The organism is Streptomyces sp. ISL-36 (genome assembly GCF_018614205.1).
GTDB lineage: Bacteria > Actinomycetota > Actinomycetes > Streptomycetales > Streptomycetaceae > Streptomyces.
Window position 1 is genome coordinate 61,474 of the sequence record NZ_JAGGOS010000061.1, and the last position, 20,078, is coordinate 81,551.

The window sequence follows — 20,078 nt, forward strand, 5'->3', positions numbered from 1 at the left end:
ATTGGATCGGTGGCCAATACACAGTTGGTCACCCGCCCAATAGTGGCGGGGTTGCCGGCACACCCGAGAGGCCTCGATGGCGACGCACCCCACCACCACCGCAGGAGCCCACGACGGACAAGGTTCCGAGCGGGCGGGGCACCCGGAAAGCCGGGGGATCGATCTGGTCCCCGCCGACGAGCGCATCGGCAGCCCGCGCCGGCTCTTCGCGGTCTGGGCGGCGCCGAACGTCAGCTATCTGAGCTTCGTGGTCGGCGCCACGCTGATCCTCTTGGGGCTCTCGCTCCCGCAGGCGATCGGGGTGATCCTCGTCGGGAACCTGCTGTGGGCGTGCACCGGGATCATCGCGGTGAGCGGGACGGCCGCCGGTACGAGCGGGTCGGTCATCTCGCGCGCGTTCTACGGGGTCATGGGCAACAAGGTCGTGCTCGTCCTGACCGGCTGGCTCATCGCCGCGGCCTACCTCGCCCTGAACTGGTCGGCCGCCTCCGTCGCGGGAATCGGCCTGGCGGGCCGGATGGGTCTGCCGGACAACCGGGCCGTGGCAGCCGCCGTCATCTGCCTGATCGCCGGGGTGACACTGCTGATCGCGATCTACGGATACGCGACGATCGTCCGCCTCTACACCGCGCTCAGCATCCTGCTGACTCTCGTGTTCGTCGTCGTGACGGGATACGTGCTCGCCGAGACCGACTGGTCCTACGCCCCGGCCGAACCGCTCAGGGGCAGGGCACTCGCCGCCGCGCTCGGTGTCGGCTTCACCGTCATCGCCTCCACACCGCTCTCCTACAGCAACAGCCCGGACCTGGCCCGCTACCTGCCCCGTGACAGCCGTCCGATCGCCATCGCCGGATGGACGGCCCTCGGCGCGTACCTGCCGAGCGTCGTGTTCACGGCGGTCGGCGCGCTCGCGGCCACCGGGCTCGACATGAGCGGCCCGCAGGCCGCGCTGGAGAGTCTTCTGCCCGGGTGGTTCGTCCCCGTCTTCGTCATCGCGGTCGTCCTCAACACCGTCGCGAACAACGGCATGACGGCCTACAGCGCCAGCCTGTCCATCCAGTCGGTCGGTGTCCGCCTCGCACGTATCCCCGAGGTCCTGACCATCGGCATCCTCGGCACGGCCATGACGCTCTACGCGATCCTCGTCCGGGACTTTCTGACGAGCGTCAGCACCATGCTCCAACTCGTGGTCGTCGTGACGGGCCCGGCCATGGCGGTGGCCGTGACCGACCTCGTCATGCGGCGCAACCGCTATGACGGGGAGAACCTGCTCGAACAGGAGCGCGGCGGACCCTTCTGGTACCACCGGGGTGTCCACTGGTCAGGCGTCCTCGCGCTCGTCGCGGGCGGCCTCACCTCCCTGATGTGGGTGAACACCAGCTTCTGGACCGGCCCGATCGCGAAGGCCATGGGCGAGGTCGACCTGGCGATTCCGTCCGGCATGGGCGTTGCCGCCGCCGTCTACTGGGCCTCGGCCCGCAGTCTCCGGACCATCCGCCTCACGCCCCAGCCTCGATGAAGGCACATCCTGTGCAGGCCGACGTCATTCTGCCGGCCGACCACGTGGACCGGTTCGCCGATCTCATCGTGTTCGCCGCGAACCCTCTCGACCTCGCCCCCGACGCACAGCCCGCCGACGCCGTCCTCGGGACGGTCGTCGGCGGCGCGGTGCGGTTCCACCTGAACCATGCAGAAGGAAACTCGTGACCCCGACGTCCATCCCCCGCCCCGAACACCGCCCCCACGTCAAGGCCGCCGCCACCGACCCGTACGACCGCGGCGTCGCCCGAGGCGAGCAACGCCACGATGGCATCCCCGCCGCGATCGAGGTGTACGACCAGCTCTTCGCGCTCGGCGGGATCGCCCCCGCCCAGGTCCGCCAGGACGCCGAGCGCGCACTCGACGCGATCGGGCGGTTCCGCCCCGCGGCGCGCGCGGAGATCGCGGGCATCGCCCAGGGAGCCGGGATCGAGGAGTGGCGCGTCGCCGCCCTCAACGCCCGCACCGAGATCCTCTCCCGCAGCGCCGCCGTGCCACCAGGCGAGTGCACCACGATCGTGCGCCACAGCCCCGGCCACGACGGTCCCTCGCGCACATGCGGCGTCCAGACATGGGACTGGCATGTCGAACTGGGCGCTCACTGGCACACACTGGAGTCGCGCGGCGGCGCCCATGACTTCGTCGGCCTCACGGAGAACGGCATCCTCGGCAAGATGGGCGTCAACAGCGCCGGCCTCGCCCTGCACTTCAACATCCTCGGCCACGTCCGCGACGGCGTCGGCGGCATCCCCGTGCACGTGCTCGCCGCCGTCGTCCTGGCAGAAGCCGGAAGCGTCGCCGAGGCCGTCGAGATCGTCCGCAGTGCTCCCCTCGCCTCGTCGGGATCGTTCGCGCTCTTCGACGAGACCGACGCCGTACTCCTCGACCTGAGCCCCGTCGGCGTCTTCGAGATGCGCCCGGAGAACGGCACGCTCGTGCGGACCAACCACTTCCTGACGGCGACCCCGGCGGCCGGCGAGAAGACATGGCTCTACCAGCCCGATTCGGGCCTGCGCTACGACTTCGTCCGCGCCCGCCTCGCCCACAGGCAGCCACCGACGACCGTCGACGACCTCGCGGGCTGCCTCGTGACCGGTGCGGGGGAACCGCCGGTGACCTGCCTGCCCGACCCGGACAAGCCCCTGGGGCAGCGCTGGGCCGGCCTCGCGACCATCACGCTCGAACCCGCGACACGCACCGCCCGGATCCTCGACGGCACACCCGCCGACATCGGCTCACGCGACTGGCGTGTGCTCAAAGCCGACTGATCCCGGCACCGCACCGACCCGTGCCGTGGTGACAGCGCAGCGGGGCTGCCGTCGGGCTTGGTGCGTCAGGTGACCGGACAGATCAGGAATCGAGAAGCGCGGTCACCTTGCCGCCGATAGCGTGACGGCCATGAACACCACCCCTCACTCGGCCTGCCTCCGCCCGACGGCCACCGGCCCCGGCGTGGACACCGTCCTCGGGCGGCATCCGGACCGTTCGGCCGGGCCGGAGCCCACGCCCCCCACGGGCCCGTGATCGAGGTCGAGGACGAAGTGGAACCGGACGTACTGCTCGAAGCGCGGCAGATCAAGCCAGGCGACGCGGACCGAGACCGCGAAGGCGGCCCCGCCCGACACAGGGAGACACGATGAGCAAGGCCAAGAGGACGGACGCGCAGTCGCCTGCGCCGCACGCTGCCGAGAGTCACGGTGTCATCCGCGTGCACGGCGCGCGCGAGAACAACCTCAAGGATGTCAGCGTCGAGATCCCGAAGCGCCGGCTGACGGTGTTCACCGGCGTCTCCGGCTCGGGCAAGAGCTCGCTGGTGTTCGACACGATCGCCGCGGAGTCGCAGCGGCTGATCAACGAGACCTACAGCGCCTTCGTACAGGGCTTCATGCCGACGCTCGCCCGGCCCGAGGTCGACGTCCTCGAAGGCCTGACGACCGCGATCATCGTCGACCAGCAGCGGATGGGAGCGGACCCCCGCTCCACGGTCGGCACCGCCACCGACGCCAACGCGATGCTGCGCATCCTCTTCAGCCGGCTCGGCAAGCCGCACATCGGGCCGCCCAGTGCGTACGCCTTCAACGTCCCCTCGGTCCGCGCGAGCGGGGCGATCACCGTCGAGCGCGGTGCCAAGAAGGCGGTGAAGGCGACCTTCTCCCGCACCGGCGGCATGTGCCCGCGGTGCGAAGGCCGCGGCGCGGTCTCCGACATCGACCTCACCCAGCTCTACGACGACTCCAAGTCCCTCGCCGAAGGCGCGTTCACCATCCCGGGCTGGAAATCGGACAGCTTCTGGACCGTGCGCGTCTACGCCGAGTCGGGATTCCTCGACCCGAACAAGCCGATCCGCGAGTTCACCAAGAAGGAGATGCAGGACTTCCTGTACCGGGAGCCGACGAAGGTGAAGGTCGAGGGGGTGAACCTCACCTATGAGGGGTTGATCCCCAAGATCCAGAAGTCGTTCCTGTCCAAGGACAAGGAGTCGATGCAGCCGCACATCCGGGCGTTCGTGGACCGCGCGGTCACCTTCACCACCTGCCCCGAGTGCGACGGCACCCGGCTCGGAGAAGGGGCCCGGTCGTCACGGATCGGCAAGATCAACATCGCCGACGCCTGCGCGATGCAGATCAGCGACCTGGCCGAATGGGTCCGCGGCCTCAATGAGCCGTCCGTGGCGCCGCTGCTCACCGCGCTGCAGCAGTCACTCGACTCGTTCGTGGAGATCGGCCTCGGTTACCTCGCGCTCGACCGGCCGTCGGGCACGCTGTCGGGCGGCGAGGCACAGCGCGTCAAGATGATCCGCCACCTCGGCTCCTCGCTCACCGACGTCACCTACGTGTTCGACGAGCCCACCATCGGCCTGCACCCCCATGACATCCAGCGGATGAACGGCCTGCTCCTGAGGCTGCGGGACAAGGGCAACACGGTGCTCGTCGTGGAGCACAAGCCGGAGGCGATCGCGATCGCCGACCACGTCGTCGACCTCGGCCCCGGAGCCGGTACGGAGGGCGGCACCGTCTGCTTCGAGGGCACCGTCGAGGGCCTGAGGGCGGCCGGCACCATCACCGGCCGGCATCTCGACGACCGGGCCGTCCTCAAGGAGACGGTGCGCAAGCCCACCGGCACGCTGGAGATCCGCGGCGCGACGACACACAACCTGCGCGGCGTCGACGTCGACATCCCGCTCGGAATGCTCGTCGTCGTCACCGGCGTCGCCGGCTCCGGCAAGAGCTCGCTCGTGCACGGGTCGATCCCCGCCGGCGAGGGCGTGGTGTCGGTCGACCAGGGCGCCATCCGCGGGTCGCGAAGGAGCAACCCGGCGACGTACACCGGACTGCTCGACCCGATCCGCAAGGCGTTCGCGAAGGCCAACGGCGTGAAGCCGGCACTGTTCAGCGCCAACTCCGAAGGCGCCTGCCCCACCTGCAACGGCGCCGGGGTCATCTACACCGACCTGGCGATGATGGCGGGCGTCGCCACCACCTGCGAGGACTGCGAGGGCAAGCGATTCGAGGCATCGGTCCTCGACCACCACCTCGGCGGCCGGGACATCAGCGAGGTGCTCGCGATGTCGGTGACGGAAGCGCTGGAGTTCTTGGGCGCCGGTGAGGCGCGCACGCCGGCCGCGCACGCCGTCCTCGACCGGCTCGCCGACGTCGGGCTCGGCTACCTCAGCCTCGGCCAGCCCCTCACGACGCTGTCCGGCGGCGAGCGGCAGCGACTCAAGCTGGCGACCCACATGGCCGACAAGGGCGGCGTCTACATCCTCGACGAGCCGACCACCGGCCTCCACCTCGCCGATGTCGAGCAGTTGCTGGGCCTGCTGGACCGGCTCGTCGACTCCGGCAAGTCGGTCATCGTCGTCGAGCACCACCAGGCGGTCATGGCGCACGCCGACTGGATCATCGACCTCGGTCCCGGCGCCGGCCACGACGGCGGCCGGATCGTCTTCGAGGGCACACCCGCCGACCTCGTCGCCACCCGCTCCACACTTACGGGCGAGCACCTGGCGGCCTACGTCGGCGCCTGAGGAGCACAGCGGGACCGCCGCAGGGCGGTCCCGGTCCCGGCCTCGGCCTCGGCCTCGGGCGCCCGAGCGTTCAACGGTGATGCGGTTGCGGCCCGATGATCGGTCCCATGCCTGCTGGTTATGACCCCGGGTATTGGACCTCCGCTCGCGCCTGGACCCAGCGTCGAACCCGCCCGTGATCGCGCCGAGTCCGAGAAGCCGAGGAAAACCCCGCCATGAAGATCGTCGTCATCGGTGCGACCGGAACCGTCGGCTCGGCCCTGGCCGACGTCCTTGAGTCGAATCCGGGTCACCACGTCGTACGGGCCTCACGGCGAGGTCCCGTCCAAGTCGACCTCGCGGACCCGAAGTCGATCGGAGGCCTGTTCGCCACGGTCGACGGCATCGACGCGGTCATCGCGGTCGCGGCCAGTGGCGCGATCGCCGGACTGGGCGATTCCGCTGACGACGACTACTTCGTGGGGCTGGAAGGAAAGCTGCTGGGCCAGGTCCACCTCGTCCGTCACGCGCTGCGTCACCTCAACGATGCCGGATCCATCACTCTCACCAACGGTGTCTCGACATTCTCCGAGCCCGGTCTGTCCTTCACCGCCCTGATGAACGCGGGGCTCGCGGGCTTCGTACCGGCCGCCGCGCTCGAGATGCCGCGCGGCATCCGGTTGAACGCGGTGAGCCCGGGCTGGATCTCGGAGACGCTTGGGGCGCTGGGGCGTGACGGCTCGGCGGGCACGCCGCTGGCCGAGGTGGTCAGGACGTACGTGGAGATCGTCGAGGGAACGGCTCGGGGCCAGGTGATCGAACCCACGACGTGATCTGCGCGGGCGGCTCGGCAGCTGAGGTGATGACGCCCGCTCCCGCGGCGGTGGTGGGGGCCGCCGACTGGTCTCCGCGTTTGCCTGTCACGACGTTCAGTTGACTTGGAGCGCGCTCCAACACCTAGCGTCCTGGGCAGATGATTCCGACTTCAGGAGGCAGCAGCATGACCGACATCGCCACCCGGCACCTGGGCAATCTGGCGGTCTCCGCGCAGGGCCTGGGGTGCATGGGCATGAGCCACGGCTACGGCGCCTCGGACGACGCGCAGTCGATCGCGACACTGCGCCATGCTCTCGACCTCGGGGTGACCTTCCTGGACACCTCCGACTTCTACGGCGCCGGGCACAACGAGGAGTTGATCGGACGGGCCGTTGCCGGACGGCGCGACGAAGTGGTGCTGGCCACGAAGTTCGGCTTCGCCAACCGGCTGGGGGAGCCGACCCGGGTGCGCGGTGACGCCGCCTATGTGCGGCAGGCGTGCGAGGCCTCGCTGCGCCGGCTCGGAGTCGACCACATCGACCTCTACTACCAGCACCGAGTCGATCCCCAGGTACCGATCGAAGAGACCGTCGGCGCCATGGCCGAACTGGTGCACGCCGGGAAGGTCCGACACCTCGGGCTGTCCGAGGCCGGCGCGAGCACCATCCGGCGGGCGCACGCGGTGCATCCCATCGCCGCGCTGCAGAGCGAGTGGTCGCTGTGGACGCGCGATCTGGAGGCGGAGATCGCCCCGGTCTGCCGTGAACTCGGCATCGGCCTGGTCCCGTTCTCCCCGCTGGGGCGCGGCTTCCTGACCGGCCGGTACAGCTCGGTCGAAGCACTGTCCGAGACCGACATGCGGCGGAGCCAGCCGCGGTTCGCCGACGGCAATCTCGAACGGAACCTGGCGATCGTCGCGAAGCTGAACGAGCTGGCCGCGGCCAAGGGAGTCACCACCGGTCAGCTCGCCCTGGCCTGGGTGCAGCACCGGGGCGACGACGTGGTGCCGATCCCTGGCACACGGCGGCAGCGGTACGTGGAGGAGAACCTCGCGGCTCTGGCCGTCGAGCTGTCCCCGGAGGACCTCGCCGCCATCGAGGCCGCCGCCCCGCCCGAGCAGGTCGCGGGCCCTCGCTACGACCCGACGAGCCTCACCTTCGTCAACAGCTGAGCCTGCCGCGGTCACGAGCCCCGACTGGATGACCGATTCTCAGGCATCGGCTGCGCGTGCATGAGGTGAGGCAGCTCAAAGTGCGGTTCTGGCACCGGACTGGGCTTCCTCGCCACCGCACTCGCCCGTCTATGTGGGCGGTGCCAGCGTGCGCAGGACGCAGAACTCGTTGCCCTCGGGGTCGGCCATGACCACCCAGCTTCGGTCCGGGCCTTGGCCCACATCCGTCCTGGTGGCGCCGAGGTCGAGCAGCCTGGTCACCTCGTCGTCGGTGCTGCCGTCGATCGGGCTGACGTCGAGGTGAAGCCGGTTCTTCACGGTTCTGGCCTCGGGCACCTGGATGAACAGCAGGGTGGGCGGCATCTGGCGAGCCCGCACCTCCTCGACAGTCGGTACCCAGGAGCCGATCTCGACCTTGCCCTCGCTCCGGTCGATCACTTCGAAGTCCAGGGCCTCGCACCAGAAGGCCGCGAGTCTCTCCGGATCGTGACAGTCAACGGCCAACTCCGTGAACCTACTTGTCATATCTCTCCCAGGCAGTGCGGACGGGGCTCAGCCTAGGGGACCGCTGCCGCCCATACGCCGAGTCCGGGACCGCTACGACCGCCAACCCTTAGGCTCGATCGTCTAGCCGGCGACGGGGGCGCCGGGGTCAGCGGTCGTGGCGGCTGGTGTGGCCGCCCGTCTCAAGACGTACGTGTTCCCGATATCGGGATCGCCGTAGAAGAAGAACAGCTCCAACGCCTCGTGCTGATCGCGGCGTACGTAGAAGTGCCACGTGTACGTCGCAGGCGGCACCGCGGAGGCGGCGGCGGAGACCGAAGCGTCGGTCGAGGCGTCGGTCGAGGCGTCGGTCGACGTGTCCGCCGCAGTCGTGGGGGCGCGCATCTCGGCTCCGGTCCGGGTCGTCATGGCGAGCCTGATGTCCTGGCCGTTGGAGTCGTCGGTCAGCTTCCAGGTCCCACTGCCGGTGACGCGCCAGCCCTCGTCGAAGTCGAAGTCCTGGCCGTCGAGCCGCTGAAGCAGGGCCGTACCGTCCAGGCGGAGTGTCAGTCGCGTCTCCTCGATGCTCTCCCAGCTGCCCGTGACCTCGGCCACCGTGGCGTCGTGAAGTCCCGTGCCCTCGAAGTACTGGTACGGCCCGGCGCATGCACAGAGTACGGCCAGTCCCATGGCCACACTCCCGAAGGTGAACCACCGACCCCGCTTGCTCTTCCCCACCGTCGTCCCCCTGACCGCAGCCCGAATCGACCCATCCACCGGAGTGGGCGGGGCATGACGAGTACACCTTGACAGACCGATTGAACGCGTTCAACTCGGCTCGGATACGCAGGCGGCGGCGCGCAGGGGGAGCTGAGGCGCGGACGGAGCAGGGGCGGGGCGCGGAGAGGCAAGGCGACTGCGGGTTTCCTCCCTACTGTTCCTTTCGTGCCGCTGCTCACCGCCCGCCGGCCCCGCTGCCGAGAGGGCTGTGTGTTCGGCCCTCTGCGCGGAAGCCGAGTCCGGCTCGGGCGGCAGCCCCGCTTCGGCACTCGTTCCGGCAGTCCGTTCCGGAACCCGTGCCGGCGGCCCGGGGTGGCCGTGAGCCCACCACCGCCACATAGAAGGAGTTGCGTGATGTCCGATTCCGGCAAGCCCACCGTCGTCCTGGTCCACGGCGCATTCGCCGACGCGTCCAGCTACGCCCGTGTCATCCCCGAACTGCTCGCCCGCGGCCTGGACGTGGTGGCTCCGGCCGTGCCCAACCGCAGCCTGCTCGGCGACGCGGACTACATCGCCTCGATCGTCCGCCAGACACCCGGTCCCGTCGTCCTCGTGGGGCACTCGTACGGCGGCGCAGTCATCACCGTTGCCGGCGCGGAGGACAACGTCAAGGCGCTGGTCTACCTGGCCGGCTACGCCCTGGAGAAGGGGGAGAGCCTGGGCGAGCTCCAGGGCCGCTTCCCCGACTCGGACCTCGCCTCCGCCCTCGTCTACACCCCGTTCCCGGTCGATGGTTCCTCCACGCCCGGGACCGACGTATCGGTGCGGATCGACAGGTTCCCGGCCATCTTCGCCGCCGACGTCGACCCGCGCGTCGCCTCCGTCCTCGCGGTCTCCCAACGCCCACTGGCCGCCCAGGGCTTCGCCGAGCAGGCCCCGGTCGCCGCGTGGAAGACCAAGCCCTCCTGGGGCCTGGTCTCGTCGTCCGACCGCACCATCAACCCCGATGTGGAGCGTTACGGCTACCAGCGCGCCGGCATGACCACCGTGGAGATCGACTCCTCGCACCTGGTGATGCTGGCCCACCCCGAGCGGGTCGCCCAGCTGATCGACGAGGCGGTCCGGGCCACCACCGAGTGAGGAACGGACCCACGCGCCGCATACCCACCCCTTCGACATCACCGCAGGAAGTGAACGATGAACCCACCCATCTCCCGCCGCACCGTCGGGCACGGCCGCTCTCGCGGCTCCGTCAGCGGCGGAGGACCTGCGAACCGGCTCCGAAGCTCGTGACGCCAGACCCACCGTGGTCCTGGTCCACGGCGCTTTCGCGGACGCCTCCAGTTGGGCCGGCGTCGTCGGGCGGCTCCAGCGGCAGGGCCACCACGTCCTCGCGCCCGCCCTGCCGCTGCGCGGCCTAACGAGCGATGCCGCCTACATACGCAGCGTCCTCGACAGCGTCCCGGGCCCGATCGTGCTCGTCGGTCACTCCTACGGCGGGTCGGTCATCAGCGTGGCTGCGGCGCGTGCGTCGCGGGTCAAGGCGCTGGCCTACGTCGCGGCCTTCGTACCGGACGTCGGCGAGAGCGCGCTGGAGCTCACCGCCAAGTACCCCGGAAGCACGCTGGCCCAGGCCACCTCCACGCAGTACTACCCCTTGCCCGAAGGCGGTCAGGGCGAGGAACTGGTCATCAAGAAGGAGCTGTTCAGGCAGCAGTTCGCGGACGGCGTCCCGGCTACCACCGCCCAGGTGATGGCCGTGGGCCAGCGCCCGATCGCCCTGGCCACGCTCCAGGAAAAGGCCGGTGCGGCGGCGTGGCGGGAGATCCCCAGCTGGTACCTCGTGGCCACCCGGGACCGCAACATTCCGCCGGCCGCCGAACAGTGGATGGCTGAGCGAGCCCACGCTCGCACCGTGAAGGTGCGCGCCCCATGCGGCGCCGTGAGCGACCCGGCTCCGGTCGCGGAGCTGATCCTGCGCGCGGCCCGCTCGGTCCGCTGAGCGGGCCCGACCCTTGGCGGATCACCTGGGGGACCAGCGGGCCGTTCGGTCCGCCGTCCCCCAGAGTGCCGGTCCGCACGGCCTGTTCCCCGGTTCGTCCCGTGGCCTCCAGCGGGCGCGAGAGCATCGCAGGCGGCCCGTCACGCCGTCCGCGGCGGGGTGGGATCGCCCTGATCTCGCGACGTACCGCAGAGAAGGTGTTCCACCGGGCCGTCGAACCGGCCTCTCAGCCGCTGTCGGCCGTGAGCCGGGACACGACGTGGTCCAGGTCGAGGTGGAGGGGTTCGGTGCCCGGCGGCACCATCGCGTCGGTCTGGCGCAGGAAGGCCGAGACGGCTGATGCCTCTACCTCCAGGACCGCAGAGCCGGCCCGCGTCCTGAGGGTGATACGGACCGTGGGTCGACGGTGATGTCGACTCGGTGCCACCAGCACATCCCCGATGCCCGAGGGACCGTGCGAGCCCTGCGCGAGAAGCGACCGTGCGAAGAACCAGTCGACGGACGGAGTCGTAGGGGCGCCGAGCGCCAGACGCACGGCGTACGGGTCCCTCGCGGCGTAGCGGAATTCCGCGGGCAATGGCGCGGCCGGCGGTCCGTGTGAGGTGGTACGCGGACCTTCAGTGGAAATGTGATCGCGCGTTCGTCCGCCGCGTCGAGCGACTCGCTCATGTAGCCCCTGTCAGTGGCAGTTCGTACGGTGCGGAGGGTCGGTCCGGCCTCGGGTGGGGGTGTCGAGGACGACCGTACGGCGAGCTCGTGGGGCTGTGTTGCCGACCGGCGCACGAAGTGTTGTCGGAAAAAGAACCGACCACCGCCCCTGTGATCCGCGCGGAGCCGTGTCGGCGAGTGGGTCGGACGCCGCGCCACCCTTCCACCCGCACCGGATGCTTGCTCAGGATCGAGACGCGGTTGAACGTGTCTCCCTGCGCGGCGGCGGCGTCGGCCGGCGCGGTCGTCGCCTCCGCGAGTCCGAGGGCCGCTCGTTCCGCGGGCGTGAACAGCTCGGTGTCCCACCAGGCCGGCAGCACGCCCAGGCGCTGCGTCGTCTCACCGGCGCGCAGGGCGGCCCGAGTGCGCAGATGGAGGCAGAAGGCGCAGCCGTTGATCTGCGAGACGCGGAGGTTGATCAGTTCCACCACCGTGCGGTCGAGGCCTGCGTCGGCGGCGACCGCGCGGACCGCTTCCGATGTCTGCACGGCAGTGTTGGAGCCGATGTTGCCGAAGGGGACGAGGGCGGGGTGGCCGCCGGTCCGGTCGCGGCGGCAGTTGATCGACGGCGTACGGTTCCGGGTCCGTACCGGTGTTCCGTGGCGGGATGTGCCTGTCGAGTACGGGCCGTGGGGCCGGGCCTACGACCCGTTTCGCCGACGGCAGAGGAACGGTACCTGGCACCGGGTCAGCTGCAGTCTTTGGCCGGCGCGAAGGGGGCGACCGTGGCCCGGGAGGTGTCCATCTCGGCCGCCACATGGGCCACGGGACGGCCGGACCGGACACGCTCGACCAGGAGCCGTCTGCCGTGAACGGTCAGCCGGGCATTACGGTGGGACACGAAGACCTCCGTGCGGTGAAGACTTGACACCTCCACCACACCGGAGGTCTTCGCCATGCTCAAGACCACTGAGTGTCAAGGACGCTCGTGATCAATACACTAGAGCTCGTTGTCCAGGAGGTTCAGCGAGTTGTTCGCCTGCTCCACGCCGATGCCGGCGACGTTCGCGGCGAAGTTGTCGTCCCCGTTCTGGCAGATCTGCTGGATCTGGTTCGCCTGCGCCGAGTTCTGCTGCGCCGTGTTCGACTGCGTCACGTCGCCGAAGACGGAGACTCCGACGTTCACCGGGATATTGATCTGGGTGGACGAGTTGCTGGCAGCAGCTGCCTCAGTGCACTCGTTGGCGGCACCGTTCGTGTCGGCGCCGTCGGCGGAGGCAACTCCTGCCCCGGCCATGCTGAGGCTCCCGATCATGGCAGCCACAAGAACAGCCTTGCGAAGCTTACGCATTACATCCCTTTCCTGCCGTAGTGGCACGTTTCGTTAGTTACGAAACGTCACGACTGTGCACACTATGTGATTATCGTCCTTTTTGTGTCGCAACACGCCGACTCGTCTGGCACGGTGCGATCCCGGCCTCCTGAGTCGCCGAGGGGGGTCGGCGACACGTCGCCGCCGGACGGGCGCCTGGGGCGATGTCGTCATCCAGGGGCAGGCGCGCAGCTCGTGGCAGCCCAGCGGTGAGGCCGTTCCCCTCGGATCACCTCGCTGACCAGATGGATGACGGGCGACCGCTTCGGCGAGGTCAAGGGCTACGACGGCGCTCCGTTGCCCGCCCCCGAAGCACCCGCGACGCAGCTGAGGGCCCGGGGGCGCTGACCTGGGGTTACATCCTTCTCGCGGTGAGTCTCACCGACCACCGTGGATCAGCCAGCCGCCCGAGGCGATCGTCGACGTCGGACTGCACCGGGCAGGCCGCCTGCAGCAGTGACTCGCCCTCCCCGCTGCGTGCCTTCCTGCGCACCGGGACCGGAAGCGCCGCGGTCCGGCTCCCAGGCTGGCGGGATGTGTGTGAGGGGAGAAGGATGAGCACTTCAGTGGCCCGGGCGGCCCGGCAGCGACGACTCTGCGGCCCCGGAGCGGTGGCCGACCGGACACGGCCGGGAGGTCGACCCCACGGTTCTCATGCCTGACGCTCAGCCGGCGAAGGCCTCCGCGGCGCTTGACCGATGGGCCCGCGGCATCGTAATTTTCGAGCGAACCGACTCGTGAGCTGTTGGAAGGAGGCGAAGTCGGATGTCGACCTTCTCCGACCTGCATCGCCTCGCCCACCGGGCCGCCTGGGTCCCGGGTCGTGTAGCACACGGCTGCTGAACAGCCTCCCTTTCCGGCGTGCCCATTGTGCGGCCCCGGCCTCTTTTTATTTCTGTCATCGCCTGCGGCACGTCGTCACGTGCTGGTTCGCGCAGCCGGGTTCTCGAGCTGCGCCACCGAAGTAGAAGGCTTCTGATATGGCAACTTGTGTCATGAGTTCGACCGCGCACCGAAATGAGGATGTGCCATGGTAGCGGCACGGATCACGGTCAATGGGAAGGAAGCACCGATTTCACCGGCTGCGCCCCACACCACGGTGCTGGATTTCCTCCGCGAGCGCGGCCTCACCGGGACCAAGGAGGGCTGCGCCGAGGGTGAGTGCGGCGCCTGTTCGGTCCTGGTGGCCCGTCCCGGGACGGACAAGCCCACCGACTGGGTGGCGGTCAACGCCTGCCTGCTTCCGGTCGCGGCGCTCGACGGTCAGGAGATCGTCACCGCTGAGGGCCTCGCCACCGCCGGCGAAGCCGGCACGCCGCCCACGCTGCACCCGGTGCAGGAGGAGATGGCGGTCCGCGGCGGCTCCCAGTGCGGTTACTGCACACCGGGATTCGTGTGCAGCATGGCCGCCGAGTACTACCGGCCCGACCGCTGTGCGCACGGGGACGCGGATGCGGACGCGGCCGACGGCGCCGACCCCGAGCACGGTCCGAACGGTTTCGATCTGCACGCGCTGAGCGGAAACCTCTGCCGCTGCACCGGTTATCGACCGATTCGCGATGCCGCCTTCGCTGTCGGTGCGCCGACCGAGGACGACCCCCTGGCGCAGCGTCGCGAGCAGTCCCCTCCCGAGCCGGTCGCCACCGAATACGCCGAGGGCGACAGCGTGTTCCTGCGGCCGGGCACCCTGGCCGACGCGCTGCGGCTGCTGAACGAGCGACCCGAAGCGGTCGTGGTCGCCGGCAGCACCGACTGGGGTGTGGAGGTGAACATCCGCTCCCGCCGCGCGAGTTGCGTGGTCGCCATCGACCGGCTGCCCGAACTGCGGGCGTTGCGCGTCGAGTCCGACCACATCGAGATCGGGGCGGCGCTGACGCTCACCGAGATCGAACGCCGCCTCGACGGCAGTGTCCCGCTGCTGGCCGAACTGTTCCCGCAGTTCGCCTCCCGGCTCATCCGCAACAGCGCGACCTTCGGCGGCAACCTGGGTACCGGCTCTCCCATCGGCGACAGCCCGCCGGTGCTGCTGGCGCTGGAGGCGTCGGTGGTACTCGCGGGCGGCGCCGGTGAGCGTGTGGTCCCGCTGGCGGAGTACTTCACCGGCTACCGGCAGAGCGTGCGCCGACCCGGCGAGCTGATCCGCGCCGTGCGCATCCCGCTGCCGCTGTCCCCGGTCGTGGCCTTCCACAAGATCGCCAAGCGGCGCTTCGACGACATCTCCAGCGTGGCGGTCGCTTTCGCGCTCGACATCGAGGACGGGATCGTCCGCAAGGCACGCATCGGCCTAGGCGGCGTGGCCGCCACCCCGATCCGCGCCCTCGCCGTCGAGGAGGCCCTGGAGGGCAAGCCGTGGGCGGCGGAGACCGTCGAGGCCGCGGCCCGGGTTCTGCGGGGTCAGGGCACACCGATGGACGATCACCGCGCCAGCTCCCTCTACCGTTCCGCGATGCTCGGCCAGAGCCTGCTGAAGCTGTACGCACAGACCACCGAGGCGGTGTCGTCATGAGCCATTTGTCCGAGCGTCCCGAAAACCCCGTCGTCGGTGTCTCGATGCCGCACGAGAGTGCCGTCCAGCACGTCACCGGCACCGCGCTGTACACCGACGACCTGGTCCAGCGCACCAAGGACGTACTGCACGCGTACCCGGTCCAGGTCATGAAGGCCCACGGCACGATCACCGCGCTGCGCACCGAGCCCGCGCTCGCCGTGCCCGGTGTGGTCCGTGTGCTGACCGGGGCCGACGTGCCCGGTGTCAACGATGCCGGCATGAAGCACGACGAACCGCTCTTCCCCGACGAGGTCATGTTCCACGGCCACGCGGTCGCCTGGGTGCTCGGCGAGACCCTGGAGGCGGCCCGGCTCGGTGCGGCGGCCGTCGAGGTGGAACTCGAGGAACTGCCTTCCCTGGTCACGCTGCAGGACGCGATGGCGGCCGGCAGCTACCACGGCGCTCAGCCCGTGATGGAGACCGGCGACATCGACGCCGGCTTCGCCGACTCCGCGCACGTGATCACCGGCGAGTTCCAGTTCTCCGGTCAGGAGCACTTCTACCTCGAGACCCATGCGGCGCTGGCCCAGGTCGACGAGAACGGGCAGCTGTTCATCCAGAGCAGCACTCAGCACCCGTCGGAGACCCAGGAGATCGTCTCGCACGTGCTGGGCGTGCCCGCCCACGAAGTGACCGTGCAGTGCCTGCGGATGGGCGGCGGCTTCGGCGGCAAGGAGATGCAGCCCCACGGGTTCGCGGCCGTCGCCGCACTCGGCGCCAGGCTGACCGGTCGGCCGGTCCGGTTCCGGCTCAATCGGACTCAGGACCTGACCATGTCCGGCAAGCGGCACGGGTTCCACGCCACGTGGAAGATCGGCTTCGACGCGGACGGCCGCATCCAGGCCCTGGACGCCACCCTGGTCGCGGACGGCGGCTGGAGTCTGGACCTCTCCGAGCCCGTGCTGGCCCGCGCCCTGTGCCACATCGACAACACCTACTGGATTCCCAACGCGCGCGTCGCCGGTCGCATCGCCAAGACCAACACGGTCTCCAACACCGCCTTCCGCGGCTTCGGCGGACCGCAGGGCATGCTGGTGATCGAGGACATCCTGGGCCGCTGCGCGCCGCAGCTCGGCCTGGACCCCATGGAGCTGCGGGAGCGCAACTTCTACCGGCCGGGCCAGGGCCAGACGACGCCGTACGGACAGCCGGTCACACAGGCCGAGCGGATCTCCACCATCTGGCAGCAGGTGCAGAGCGACGCCGGCATCGCCGATCGCAAGCGCGAGATCGCCGCCTTCAACGCCGCGCACCCGAACACCAAGCGGGCGCTCGCGCTCACCGGCATCAAGTTCGGCATCTCGTTCAACCTCACCGCCTTCAACCAGGGCGGCGCGTTGGTGCTGATCTACAAGGACGGCTCGGTCCTGATCAACCACGGCGGCACCGAGATGGGCCAGGGCCTGCACACCAAGATGATGCAGGTGGCGGCGACCACGCTGGGCATTCCGCTGCACAAGGTCCGCCTCGCCCCGACGCGTACCGACAAGGTACCCAACACCTCCGCCACCGCTGCCAGTTCGGGGGCAGACCTGAACGGTGGGGCGATCAAGAACGCCTGCGAGCAGCTGCGCGAGCGGCTGCTGCAGGTGGCCGCCACCCAGCTGGGGGCGAACGCCTCGGACGTGCGCATCGTCCAGGGCGTCGCGCGCGCCCTGGGCAGCGACAAGGAGCTGGCCTGGGACGACCTGGTGCGCACCGCGTACTTCCAGCGGGTCCAGCTGTCGGCCGCGGGTTTCTACCGGACCGAGGGGCTGCACTGGGACGCGAAGACGTTCAGGGGTTCGCCGTTCAAGTACTTCGCCCTCGGCGCCGCCGCGACCGAGGTGGAGGTCGACGGCTTCACCGGTGCGTACCGCATCCGGCGGGTGGACATCGTGCACGATGTCGGCGACAGCCTGTCCCCGATGATCGACATCGGTCAGGTCGAGGGCGGTTTCGTGCAGGGTGCGGGCTGGCTGACGCTCGAGGACCTGCGCTGGGACACCAGCGACGGGCCGAACCGCGGTCGGCTGCAGACCCAGGCGGCGAGCACCTACAAGCTGCCGAGCTTCTCGGAGATGCCCGAGGAGTTCAACGTCACGCTGCTCGAGAACGCCACCGAAGAGGGCGCGGTGTACGGGTCCAAGGCGGTGGGTGAACCTCCGCTGATGCTGGCGTTCTCCGTGCGGGAAGCGTTGCGGCAGGCCGCCGCGGCGTTCGGGCCCGTCGGAGTCGGCGTGGACCTCGGCTGCCCCGCGACACCGGAGGCGGTGTACTGGGCGATCGAAGCAGCTCGCAGTGGCGGCGCGCAGCGCAATGACACCGCACGCACGGGCGGCGAGGTCCTCGCCGGCCCAAGTGCCTTGAGCAATGCCTGAGATGACGTGGGTGGCCGCGGTCGCTCGGTTGCGAGCCCGCCGGGAAGCCGGCGTGCTCGTGACCGTCGCGACCGTGCGCGGCCACGCACCCCGCAAGGCCGGCGCCAAACTCGTCGTCGGACGGACCGAGACCTGGGGTTCGATCGGCGGCGGCAACATCGAGGCCGTCGCCATCGATCGGGCCCGCGAGTTGATCGGCACGCCGGATCCGGAGCCGGAGCTGATGGAGTTCGCCCTCAACGACAAGGTCACCAGCCGCCACGGCGTGCAGTGCTGCGGCGGAGCTGTCACCGTGCTGCTCGAGCCGCTGCCGGTGGTCCCGGCCGTGGCGGTCTTCGGCGTCGGGCACGTCGGGCTGGAACTGGCACGTGTCCTGGCCCGGCACGACCTCGATCTGCACCTGATCGACACGCGCTCCGAGATGCTCGCCGAGGAACGGCTCGACGTGCTCGGGGATGCGGTGGCGCAGATCCACGTGCACCACACACCGCTCCTTCCGGAGGAGGTGCTCGGGGAGCTGGCGCCCGGCACCCACGTCCTGATCATGACCCATGATCACGCCGAGGACGCCGCTCTGTGCGACGCGGCCCTGCGCACCACCGGTCTGGGCTCCATCGGCCTGATCGGTTCAGCCGCGAAATGGGCGCGCTTCCGCAAGCGCCTGGCCACCGAGGGCGGCCACGACGATGCCACGATCGACCGGATCAAGACCCCGATCGGCGTCACTGGGATCACCGGCAAGGAGCCCGCCGTGATCGCGGTGAGCGTCGCGGCGGACCTGCTCCGGACCTTCGCACAGGACCGCCGCTGAGCAGTGTCCGAGAGCGCGGTGTGCTGAGGTCGAACCTGCCTGGAGACGGAGGGGAGACCATGACCGAGAACACGCGTGTGGTCGTGGTCGTGGTCGGCGGCGGCTACGCGGGCGGGACGGCGGCGGGCCGGCCGACGCGGCGGGCGACGACGTGACCGTGACGGTGATCGACCCGCGGGAGACGGTCGAGCGGGGCGGCGGTCCGCAAGGTGGCTTCGAGTCAACGGTTCGGCACCGTGGGCGCGTACGTGTCGGGACACGGCGCCCTCATGAGTCCATGAGGGCGCCCACGACGGCTCTGGCGACACGGCCGGCCCGTTCCGGCGTCCAGTAGCCCGGCTCCTCCAGGGTGGAGACGTAGTAACCGCGGGTCAGCAGCGAAAGGACGTCGGCGGCGAGGCCGGCGTCGGGTACTCCGGCAGCGGTGGACGCGTCGAGGAACTCCTGGCGTGCTTCACGCGGCTCTTGGCGGTCGACCCCGTGGGGATCGGCGTGTGCCGTCGAGAGCATCTCGACCCAGAGCGTGCGGAGCAGCAGGTCTTCGGGCTCTGTGCTGAGGTGCCATTCCACCGTGGCCCGCAGTCGGTCCGCGCCGGTCAGCTCGCCCAGGTGGGCTTCCAGGTCGGACCGCCACCGGGACTCGGCCGCGCGGACGGCGTTGGTGATCAGAGCTGTCCGCGTCGGTACGTAGTTCGTGACCATCGCTGTGGACCCGCCGAGTTCCTTGGCCACGGCGCGAATGGTGACGGCGCGCGCCCCGTCCCGGGCGGCGACAGCGAGGGTTGCTTCGGCGATTGCCTTGCGGCGCTGGACTTCGTCGACGTCGATCGGCATGGAAGCAACCTAGCTCAGAGGGGGTTGACGGTGGAACACCTAGATGCAACGCTGTTATGTCACGTTGTTATCTAAAGGTTTGCTTCCCTGGAGAGGCCTCATGAGCCCGACCGTCCAGCGCATCACCCCGGAGCCTGTCCCTCCGCACGCGCGGCAGCACATGGTGCGCATGCGCGACGGAGTGCGGTTGGCCGCCGATGTGTACGGCGCCGACCCCACGAGGCCCGCGCCGGTCGTCCTGGCCCGTCTGCCCTACGACAAGAACAGCCGGTACGCGTTCTTCGACAAGATCGCGGAAAGGTTCACAGCGCGCGGCTACGTCGTCGTCGTCCAGGACGTCCGGGGCAAATTCCGCTCCGAGGGTCTGACGCTGGGCTGGACCGGAGAGGTCGACGACGGCTACGACACCATCGAGTGGATCACCCACCAGCCCTGGTCCGACGGAATCGTGGGCATGTTCGGCGACTCGTACTACGGATTCACCCAGTGGTCCGCGGTCTCCAGCCAGCACCCCGCCCTGCGCGCCATCGTCCCCCGGGTGACGAGCACCACGAACGCCCCCGGTATCGCCACCTACGACTCCGGATCCGGTCGGCAGCCCCTGTGGCTGGAGGGGGCCACCTACCAGGCACAGGTGTGGACCGAAAACGACATCTACGAAGTCGACATCGATCTCACCAGGCGCCCGATCATCGCCGCGTACGAAGAGGCGTTCACCGCGATGGGGAAGCGCTCGGCAGGCTTCGACCTCATCGTCGGCGGCATCCC

Annotated in this window: 17 protein-coding genes and 4 pseudogenes; 14 read left to right on the forward strand and 7 right to left on the reverse strand. The window is 69.8% G+C overall.

Annotation, left to right across the window (positions count from 1 at the left end; translation table 11 throughout):
- The first annotated feature begins 76 nt into the window (after nt 1–76).
- The 7 genes from J7E93_RS17055 to J7E93_RS17080 all read left to right on the forward strand — a co-directional run bounded on the left by J7E93_RS17055 (nt 77) and on the right by J7E93_RS17080 (nt 7,532).
- On the forward strand, nt 77–1,519 hold the full coding sequence (locus J7E93_RS17055; RefSeq protein ID WP_215070222.1) for a cytosine permease: 1,443 nt from the start codon (nt 77–79) through the stop codon (nt 1,517–1,519).
- On the forward strand, nt 1,516–1,707 hold the full coding sequence (locus tag J7E93_RS17060; RefSeq protein WP_215070224.1) for a hypothetical protein: 192 nt from the start codon (nt 1,516–1,518) through the stop codon (nt 1,705–1,707). Before J7E93_RS17055 ends, J7E93_RS17060 begins: the two co-directional genes overlap by 4 nt.
- Nucleotides 1,704–2,807: a C45 family peptidase gene (locus J7E93_RS17065; protein WP_215070226.1), complete on the forward strand. Its 1,104-nt coding sequence runs from the start codon at nt 1,704–1,706 to the stop codon at nt 2,805–2,807. Before J7E93_RS17060 ends, J7E93_RS17065 begins: the two co-directional genes overlap by 4 nt.
- Nucleotides 2,808–2,937: 130 nt before the next feature.
- Nucleotides 2,938–3,063 (forward strand): hypothetical protein, encoded by a 126-nt coding sequence (locus J7E93_RS37825; RefSeq protein ID WP_285440924.1) that lies wholly within the window; start codon nt 2,938–2,940, stop codon nt 3,061–3,063.
- Nucleotides 3,064–3,175: 112 nt separating this feature from the next.
- A complete protein-coding gene (locus J7E93_RS17070) occupies nt 3,176–5,566 on the forward strand; it encodes an excinuclease ABC subunit UvrA (protein WP_215070228.1) in 2,391 nt (796 codons plus the stop codon).
- Between the two features lie 215 nt (nt 5,567–5,781).
- Nucleotides 5,782–6,378: a short chain dehydrogenase gene (locus tag J7E93_RS17075; protein ID WP_215070230.1), complete on the forward strand. Its 597-nt coding sequence runs from the start codon at nt 5,782–5,784 to the stop codon at nt 6,376–6,378.
- Nucleotides 6,379–6,545: 167 nt separating this feature from the next.
- Entirely contained in the window at nt 6,546–7,532 is a 987-nt protein-coding gene (locus tag J7E93_RS17080) for an aldo/keto reductase (RefSeq protein ID WP_215070232.1), read from the forward strand.
- A 129-nt stretch (nt 7,533–7,661) separates the two neighbouring features.
- Here the strand turns inward: J7E93_RS17080 and J7E93_RS17085 are convergent, their stop codons facing one another.
- Nucleotides 7,662–8,057: a VOC family protein gene (locus J7E93_RS17085; protein WP_215070234.1), complete on the reverse strand. Its 396-nt coding sequence runs from the start codon at nt 8,055–8,057 to the stop codon at nt 7,662–7,664.
- A gap of 102 nt (nt 8,058–8,159) precedes the next feature.
- Complete coding sequence (locus J7E93_RS17090) at nt 8,160–8,705, reverse strand: hypothetical protein (protein WP_215070236.1); 546 nt, start codon at nt 8,703–8,705, stop codon at nt 8,160–8,162.
- A 444-nt stretch (nt 8,706–9,149) separates the two neighbouring features.
- Between J7E93_RS17090 and J7E93_RS17095 the strand changes: the two genes are divergently transcribed.
- Both J7E93_RS17095 and J7E93_RS17100 read left to right on the forward strand, forming a co-directional pair.
- Entirely contained in the window at nt 9,150–9,875 is a 726-nt protein-coding gene (locus J7E93_RS17095) for an alpha/beta fold hydrolase (RefSeq protein ID WP_215070238.1), read from the forward strand.
- Nucleotides 9,876–10,041: 166 nt separating this feature from the next.
- Nucleotides 10,042–10,737 carry an alpha/beta hydrolase gene (locus J7E93_RS17100; RefSeq protein ID WP_308368688.1) on the forward strand — a complete coding sequence of 232 codons (696 nt, stop codon included), beginning with the start codon at nt 10,042–10,044 and terminating at the stop codon, nt 10,735–10,737.
- A gap of 226 nt (nt 10,738–10,963) precedes the next feature.
- On the opposite strand, the gene J7E93_RS17105 is transcribed toward J7E93_RS17100, so the two are convergent.
- Together J7E93_RS17105 and J7E93_RS17110 are read right to left on the reverse strand one after the other, a co-directional pair.
- Nucleotides 10,964–11,314 carry an SsgA family sporulation/cell division regulator gene (locus J7E93_RS17105; RefSeq protein WP_251066650.1) on the reverse strand — a complete coding sequence of 117 codons (351 nt, stop codon included), beginning with the start codon at nt 11,312–11,314 and terminating at the stop codon, nt 10,964–10,966.
- A 298-nt stretch (nt 11,315–11,612) separates the two neighbouring features.
- Nucleotides 11,613–11,951 (reverse strand): annotated as a pseudogene (locus tag J7E93_RS17110) (carboxymuconolactone decarboxylase family protein); the annotation flags it as partial.
- Here J7E93_RS17110 and J7E93_RS37110 point away from each other — a divergent pair.
- Nucleotides 11,950–12,075: pseudogene (locus J7E93_RS37110) on the forward strand (transposase); the annotation flags it as partial. The pseudogenes J7E93_RS17110 and J7E93_RS37110 overlap by 2 nt on opposite strands.
- A gap of 94 nt (nt 12,076–12,169) precedes the next feature.
- Here J7E93_RS37110 and J7E93_RS17120 read toward each other — a convergent pair.
- Together J7E93_RS17120 and J7E93_RS17125 are read right to left on the reverse strand one after the other, a co-directional pair.
- A pseudogene (locus J7E93_RS17120) lies at nt 12,170–12,286 on the reverse strand (IS481 family transposase); the annotation flags it as partial.
- Nucleotides 12,287–12,385: 99 nt separating this feature from the next.
- Complete coding sequence (locus J7E93_RS17125; RefSeq protein ID WP_215070240.1) at nt 12,386–12,682, reverse strand: hypothetical protein; 297 nt, start codon at nt 12,680–12,682, stop codon at nt 12,386–12,388.
- A 1,105-nt stretch (nt 12,683–13,787) separates the two neighbouring features.
- Here J7E93_RS17125 and J7E93_RS17130 point away from each other — a divergent pair.
- The 3 genes from J7E93_RS17130 to xdhC are packed head-to-tail and all read left to right on the forward strand — an operon-like array spanning nt 13,788 to nt 18,476.
- Nucleotides 13,788–15,263 carry a xanthine dehydrogenase small subunit gene (locus J7E93_RS17130; protein WP_215070242.1) on the forward strand — a complete coding sequence of 492 codons (1,476 nt, stop codon included), beginning with the start codon at nt 13,788–13,790 and terminating at the stop codon, nt 15,261–15,263.
- Nucleotides 15,260–17,665, forward strand: coding sequence for a xanthine dehydrogenase molybdopterin binding subunit (xdhB, locus tag J7E93_RS17135; protein ID WP_215070244.1), 2,406 nt, complete (start codon nt 15,260–15,262; stop codon nt 17,663–17,665). Before J7E93_RS17130 ends, xdhB begins: the two co-directional genes overlap by 4 nt.
- Before the next feature lies 1 nt (nt 17,666).
- On the forward strand, nt 17,667–18,476 hold the full coding sequence (gene xdhC / locus J7E93_RS17140; protein WP_215070302.1) for a xanthine dehydrogenase accessory protein XdhC: 810 nt from the start codon (nt 17,667–17,669) through the stop codon (nt 18,474–18,476).
- Nucleotides 18,477–18,743: 267 nt separating this feature from the next.
- Here the strand turns inward: xdhC and J7E93_RS17145 are convergent, their stop codons facing one another.
- Nucleotides 18,744–19,310, reverse strand: coding sequence for a TetR/AcrR family transcriptional regulator (locus J7E93_RS17145; protein ID WP_215070246.1), 567 nt, complete (start codon nt 19,308–19,310; stop codon nt 18,744–18,746).
- Between the two features lie 169 nt (nt 19,311–19,479).
- On the opposite strand from J7E93_RS17145, the pseudogene J7E93_RS37115 reads away from it, so the two are divergent.
- Nucleotides 19,480–19,893 (forward strand): annotated as a pseudogene (locus J7E93_RS37115) (CocE/NonD family hydrolase); the annotation flags it as partial.
- Between the last annotated feature and the right edge of the window lie 185 nt (nt 19,894–20,078).